The organism is Bacillus salipaludis (genome assembly GCF_004358205.1).
Genome location: NZ_SMYO01000007.1, coordinates 322,029 through 328,956 on the forward strand (window position 1 = coordinate 322,029; position 6,928 = coordinate 328,956).

General features: G+C 39.0%; 6 protein-coding genes. 5 read left to right on the plus strand and 1 reads right to left on the minus strand.

All coding sequences use genetic code 11. The features are described 5' to 3' along the window. Positions 1 to 45: 45 nt before the first annotated feature. From E2K98_RS17120 to E2K98_RS31030, 4 genes are all read left to right on the plus strand, one after another. Complete coding sequence (locus E2K98_RS17120; protein WP_133336175.1) at positions 46 to 798, plus strand: DeoR/GlpR family DNA-binding transcription regulator; 753 nt, start codon at positions 46 to 48, stop codon at positions 796 to 798. Continuing rightward, entirely contained in the window at positions 795 to 1,709 is a 915-nt protein-coding gene (pfkB, locus tag E2K98_RS17125; RefSeq protein WP_133336177.1) for a 1-phosphofructokinase, read from the plus strand. Before E2K98_RS17120 ends, pfkB begins: the two co-directional genes overlap by 4 nt. Before the next feature lie 11 nt (positions 1,710 to 1,720). Beyond that, entirely contained in the window at positions 1,721 to 3,589 is a 1,869-nt protein-coding gene (locus tag E2K98_RS17130; RefSeq protein ID WP_133336179.1) for a PTS fructose transporter subunit IIABC, read from the plus strand. 602 nt (positions 3,590 to 4,191) lie between these two features. After that, positions 4,192 to 4,341 (plus strand): hypothetical protein, encoded by a 150-nt coding sequence (locus tag E2K98_RS31030; RefSeq protein WP_165976305.1) that lies wholly within the window; start codon positions 4,192 to 4,194, stop codon positions 4,339 to 4,341. Positions 4,342 to 4,462: 121 nt separating this feature from the next. On the opposite strand, the gene E2K98_RS17135 is transcribed toward E2K98_RS31030, so the two are convergent. Continuing rightward, a complete protein-coding gene (locus E2K98_RS17135; protein WP_133336181.1) occupies positions 4,463 to 5,368 on the minus strand; it encodes a nuclease-related domain-containing protein in 906 nt (301 codons plus the stop codon). Positions 5,369 to 5,514: 146 nt separating this feature from the next. Between E2K98_RS17135 and E2K98_RS17140 the strand changes: the two genes are divergently transcribed. Then, complete coding sequence (locus tag E2K98_RS17140; protein ID WP_133336183.1) at positions 5,515 to 6,315, plus strand: DUF2935 domain-containing protein; 801 nt, start codon at positions 5,515 to 5,517, stop codon at positions 6,313 to 6,315. The last annotated feature ends 613 nt before the right edge of the window (positions 6,316 to 6,928 follow it).

Here is a 6,928-nt window from a genome sequence, read left to right on the forward strand (position 1 = left end):
TTCAGTAATATAGAATCAAGAACAATAATTATAGGTGGTGATGACTTGTTAACACCTGAACGTCATCGACTGATTTTACAACTTTTAAAGGAACAGAATATCGTTAAAATCCAGGAGATTGTGGACCTTACCAATACATCTGAGTCAACAATCCGACGCGATTTATCACAATTAGAGAAGGAAAAACATTTAAAAAGAATTCATGGCGGTGCATCAAGACTGCAAGGAAAGCTACAAGAACCGAGCATGATTGAAAAATCAGCCAAAAACCTTCAAGAAAAACGGAGAATCGCCCAATATGCTGCAAGTTTGGTAGAAAAAGGCGACTGTATTTATCTTGATGCGGGGTCAACAGTTCTTGAAATGGTAGAATTCTTAAATCTAACTGACATTGTTGTCGTTACAAATGGTCTAACTCATTTAACGCCATTACTAAATAAAGGAATTCCAACCTATTTAATTGGGGGATTTGCAAAACTGAACACAAACGCGATTATCGGCCGGGGAGCATTAGCAAGTCTTGACCTTTATCGGTTCGATAAATGCTTTATGGGAGTAAATGGAATCCATTCTCAGTTTGGTTTTACAACACCAGATCAAGAAGAGGCAATGGTGAAACATAAAGCGATTTCTCTTTCTAGAGAAGCATACGTCTTAGCAGACGACTCCAAGTTTTCGGAAGTTGCCTTTGCAAAAATAGCCGATATTTCGGAGGCTGTGGTGATAACCAATGCTCTTGACGATGAAACCCAAACACAATATAAAAATAGAACTACAATAAAGGTCGTGACAGCATGATATATACATTAACCTTAAACCCTTCAGTTGATTATATCGTTCAACTCGAAAGCATTCAGTTAGGAGAGCTGAATCGAACAATAATGGAAACAAAGTTTCCTGGCGGTAAGGGAATCAATGTTTCAAGGGTTTTAAGCCAATTAGGTTTAACGAGCAGGGCATTAGGCTTCAACGGTGGTTTTACCGGAAGATACATTGAAGAATACCTGCAAAATGAAAAAATAGAAACGGATTTTATCAAAGTTAACGAAGATACTCGAATCAATATTAAGTTGAAAACTGGCGAGGAGACCGAAATCAATGCGAACGGTCCGAGGATTTCCGAAGAGAATTTCAGAGAGCTAAAGGAGAAAATTAACCATTTAACTGAAAATGATCTTTTGGTCCTAGCGGGAAGCATTCCTTCGACAATGCCAGTGACCACATATGAAGAGTTGGTAAGGATTTGTAAGGAAAGTAAGGCTAAATTTGTTGTTGACGCTGAGGGCGACTTGTTAAAAAAAGTTCTTCCTTACCATCCATTTTTAATTAAACCAAACCATCACGAGCTTGGCGATTTATTTCAAACTACTCTTTCAAGCTGTGAAGACGTCATCCCATTTGGAAAGAAGTTAATTGATATGGGGGCTAAAAACGTGATTGTTTCACTTGCGGGTGAAGGGGCTGTTTTTATAAATAACGAAATGGCCCTCATTGCCGATGTGCCAAAAGGCGTGGTGAAAAATTCAGTTGGTGCCGGAGATTCAATGGTGGCAGGCTTTTTGGCTGAATATCAAAAAACTTCTAGTGTGAAAAAGGCATTTCAATATAGTGTTGCCGCAGGCAGCGCAACCGCCTTTTCACTCGGCTTGTGTACAAAAGATTTAATTGAAGAACTCCTTGAGCAGGTAAAAATTAGAGAGGTTAATTAGGAGGAGAAGCCATGAAAATTACAGAATTGCTCACAAAGAATACTATTCTTTTAAATATAGATGGCCAGGGGAAAGAAGACGCTATCGACCAGCTCGTTGATGTGCTATTTAAGGCCAATAAAATTACGAACCGTGAAGAGTTTAAAGCAGCCATTCTAAAACGTGAAGAGCAGAGTACAACGGGTATTGGAGACGGAATTGCGATTCCTCATGCAAAAGTAAAAGCAGTAAGAGAAGCAGCCATTGTTTTTGGTAAATCCACTTCGGGTGTAGATTATCAATCATTAGATGGACAGCCAGCTCATTTGTTTTTTATGATTGCAGCACCAGAGGGCGCTAATAATACTCACCTTGAAGCACTTGCACGTCTTTCAGGTTTATTAATGAAACAGGAAGTACGTGAAAAGTTACTTCATGCTGTTTCTGCTGATGATGTCCTTGAGGTTATTAATTTTTATGACCAGGAAGATGAAGAAGAACAAGATGTGTCAAATAAAAAGAATGCCATTGTAGCGGTTACGGGATGCCCCACGGGGATTGCCCACACTTATATGGCAGCTGATTCTTTAAAAGCTAAGGCAGCGGAAATGGGTGTTGACATCAAGGTTGAAACCAATGGTTCCGGTGGAGCGAAGAATGTTTTAACAAAAGAGGAAATTGAGAATGCCGTAGCTGTTATTATTGCTGCTGATATCAATGTAGAAATGGAAAGATTTAATGGTAAGCATGTGATTCAGACGGCCGTTGCCGATGGTATACGCAAGCCGCAAAATTTGATTGAGCGTGCTTTAAAGCAGGATGCACCAGTATATTCGGGGAATGGCGGCAAAAGTGAGAATAGCGGTGCCGATTCAAGTGGTAGAAAAGGCTTCTATAAGCATTTAATGAATGGTGTTTCCAACATGCTTCCATTTGTTGTCGGGGGCGGTATTTTAATCGCTATCTGTTTTATGTTTGGCTATAACTCGTTTAAACCAGATGATCCATCCTATAATAAAATTGCCGAAGCATTGATGACCATCGGCGGTGGAAATGCATTTGGTTTAATTGTACCTGTTTTGGCTGGTTTTATTGCACTTAGCATTGCCGATCGTCCTGGATTTGCACCTGGTATGGTTGGCGGTATGATGGCAGCATCAAGCGGCGCCGGTTTCCTTGGCGGGATGATTGCTGGTTTCCTTGCGGGTTATGTTGTGGTTCTTTTGAAAAAGGTATTTGCTGGTCTTCCACAGTCATTGGAAGGAATTAAAAGTATTCTGCTCTATCCTTTATTTGGGATAGGGATTACCGGATTTATCATGCTCTTTGCAGTCAACCATCCGGTTACCTGGTTAAATAAAGAAATTACTCATTGGTTAACAGGTCTTGGAACAGGAAATGCTATTTTACTAGGAATTGTGTTAGGTTTGATGATGTCGTTTGATATGGGTGGCCCGATCAATAAAGCAGCCTATGTATTTGGTACCGGGTTACTAGCGAATGGTGTCTATGAGCCAATGGCAGCGATTATGGCAGCCGGAATGGTGCCACCACTTGGTATCGCGATAGCAACGACATTATTTAAGAAGAAGTTTAATAAGGAGGACCGTGATGCGGGTAAGGCTTGTTATGTAATGGGTCTATCTTTCATTACGGAAGGAGCGATTCCGTTTGCAGCAGCAGACCCGCTTCGCGTGATTCCATCTGTGATGGTTGGTTCAGCAATATCAGGTGCGATGTCTATGGCGTTTGGAATCGGTCTTCGTGCACCACATGGCGGGATCTTCGTTGTTCCATTAGTTGAAGGCGGGGCTCTTCAGTACGCATTAGCAATCTTTGTTGGTGCGGTTGTGACGGCTGTGTTACTTGGGATTCTTAAGAAGCCTGTGAAGTCTGAATAGTGAATGTTGAGCCGGCAGCGGGGTGCTGCCGGTTTTTTTGCTGTTTGTTTCGTTGTTCAGTGGAATTGTGTTCATATGAGCACGGGGGCCAAAATTTTTTAGGTGACAGATGGAGAATGGTCTTCATAGGAGGAATGAAGGCCAAAAGTCTGAGGGTACATGGTGGAAAAGGTCTTCATGGGAGGGATGAAGGCCAAAAGTCTGAGGGGACATGATGGAAAAGGTCTTCATAAGAAGGATGAAGGCCAAAAGTCAAAAGGTTTTTGATGGAAAAGGTCTTCAAAGGGGGGATGAAGGCCAAAAGTCTGAGGGTACATGGTGGAAAAGGTCTTCATAAGAGGGATGAAGACCAAAAGTCTGAGAGTACATGGTGGAAAAGGTCTTCATAAGAGGGATGAAGACCAAAAGTCTGAGAGTACATGGTGGAAAAGGTCTTCATAAGAGGGATGAAGGCCAAAAGTCAAAAGGTTCTTGATGGAAAGGGTCATCAAAGGGGGGATGAAGACCAAAAGTCTGAGAGTACATGGTGGAAAAGGTCTTCATAAGAGGGATGAAGGCCAAAAGTCAAAAGGTTCTTGAAGGAAAAGGTCATCAAAGGGGGGATGAAGGCCAAAAGTCAAAAGGTTCTTGATGGAAAAGGTCTTCAAAGGGGGATGAAGACCAAAAGTCAAAAGGTTCTTGATGGAAAAGGTCATCAAAGGGGGGATGAAGACCAAAAGTCAAAAGTTACCTTAAGGAAAAGGGTTTCATAAAGGTAGTGTAGGCCTAACTTTTTTGGTAGCAGATAAAATTATCCTTCAATTGGTCAATCCCCCTAAATAACCACCACGGTAAGCACTCATAATGAGATGTCAGATGGAGTATGCAATTTTCTTACTCATAAACTGCCCATTGATGAACTCCAACAATTTTAAGACTTTTTCCAAGGGTCCTGCCAATTCTCCTCTTAGAAATAGCACCTCCACACCAATCAAAGATTATATTTGAGTTGATTTTCCAATTTGGAAAAAGAAGCTTATATTCCTCTACGCTTCGCAAAACAGCTGTTGATATCATTTCAACATACCCACACTCATTGCAAATTTGCTTTTTCCCCTGTACAGACACTGAAAATGAGTCACATCCCTTGCAATTCAATCCTTTTTTAAGTTGGTCATATTCATAAGTGGGTAATTTAATCATGGATACCTTACTTTGATGCAAGGCGACCAATTGATTCGCTAGCTTAATATGAATATTATTTAGCCGTGATGGTTTCATATCTAATTTCTTCAAAAAACGATTTAGCTGGGATGGATATATAAACGATAAGTCATAAGGGGCATTTAATAAGGTGAATTCGGGGTTTATAAAAATTACGTGTCCTTCAACTTGTAAATTATATCCGAGATTTTGTAGAAGCTGGCGGATTAGGGTTTTGCTTCGTTTTAGTTGATCCAGCGGATTTTGAATAGGTTTTCCTGAACCACTTTTGAAGTTTTCAGGGTCGTAAATATAATCACCTTCATAATTCTTAACCTCAAAAAAATGATAAGTATTTTGAAAAATGATAGTAGAATCAATTTGAAATTTTGTGTGGTTCACTTCAAGCACTAAATCGTTTAAAATAAATGAATCACTTTGCAGCTTTTCGGTTAAAGAATCAAACTGTACTTCACCTTCATAACCTTTTAAAAGTGCTTTATAATACTTCTTTTCATCTGCGGTAAGTAACATACGTTGATCTAAAATCTTAAATCTTTTCAAATCCTCCGATTCTACTCTTGCCTTAAAAGGCATATAACCACATCCTCTCTTTTAAAACCTAAGTTCATTCTATAAAAAAATTCATGATCGTATAAAAAAATAAATGAATATTTTGTTAACATTTTTTTCTGGGAATTCGAATAAACTTTTAATTGGATTTTTAATAAGGGGGAGAAGAAATGAACGATGTTTTTGAGAGAACCGCCAGATTCGAGCATCGGTTTTGGCTGCAAATATTAGGTGATCATTCCCGATTTATCCACGAAGCATTAGCTCCTGTAGAAAAAAATGAGATTCAAATTGCATCAGAATTTATTCATTCTTTTGATAATCTTCTTGAACAAGCTAAATCCGCGGATATTAACCAATTAACTGATAAAGCAGAAACTGAAACCCTTAGGCTGCGCGACTTTAAGCTGAATTTAATCAAAAGACATCTAACCAGTAAAATAAAGATCCATTTATCGCCATCTTTTCTAAATCACATGGTAAATGAACTTGAAGAATATGTTCGGGTCTTAAAACATTTAAAGTCCCAAGAAATCCCCCCTATCTTCCACGAACTGCACCATCATCTCGTATGGATATTGGATGCTGCAGGGCATGCGAGCGCGATTTCCTCCAACCTGGATAGTGTGGAAAAAACGTTAAAAGAAAAAAGTGATTCTTATACAAAGCATTTTGAAGATTTTTACCTAAAGGCAGTTGAAATGACGGGCTTTCTAAGAACACAACTCACCAATTTTCCGGCCTTAGAAAAATTAAATTCAGATGTAACATTAGAAATTAAGTTATTTCAAAACTTCCTTCAAGAAATTGAAGAACTCGAATTAAGCGCCCAGGCTTTAGGTACATTCTCTCCGTTAATGGCTGACCATATGTTTAGGGAAGAATGTTACTACCTTATGAAATTGGCGGAATCAACAAATGTGGATAAACCAAACTGTGACCCGACCAAGCCTCGATTAAATGATAAATAATGGGAATATCTTCAAAAAATCAAAGATATAATTTCGAATATACTGACATGAACACCAAAACTAGACAGGAAACCATAAGATGCGGCTTTCAACCTGTCAGTGAAGGCTAAAACTACAGAGGAAGCCAAAAGATATAGCCTTCATGGTGTCCATGAGGGCTAAAACTACAGAGGAAGCCAAAAGATATAGCCTTCATGGTGTCCATGAGGGCTAAAACTACAGAGGAAGCCAAAAGATATAGCCTTCATCAAGTCCATGAAGGGCAAAACTATACATGAAATTAAAGGATTAGGCTTTCATCCTATCCATGAAGGCCAAAACTATACATGAAATTAAAAGATTAGGCTTTCATCCTATCCATGAAGGCCAAAACTATACATGAAATTAAAAGATTAGGCTTTCCTCTTATCCATGAAGACCAAAACTATACATGAAATCAAAAGATTAGGCTTTCATCCTATCTTTGAAGGCCAAAACTATACTTGAAATTAAAAGATTAGGCTTTCATCCTATCCATGAAGGCCAAAACTATACATGAACAAAAAGATATGGCCTTCATCAAGTCCATGAAGGCCAAAACTATACATGAACAAAAAGATATGGCCTTCATCAA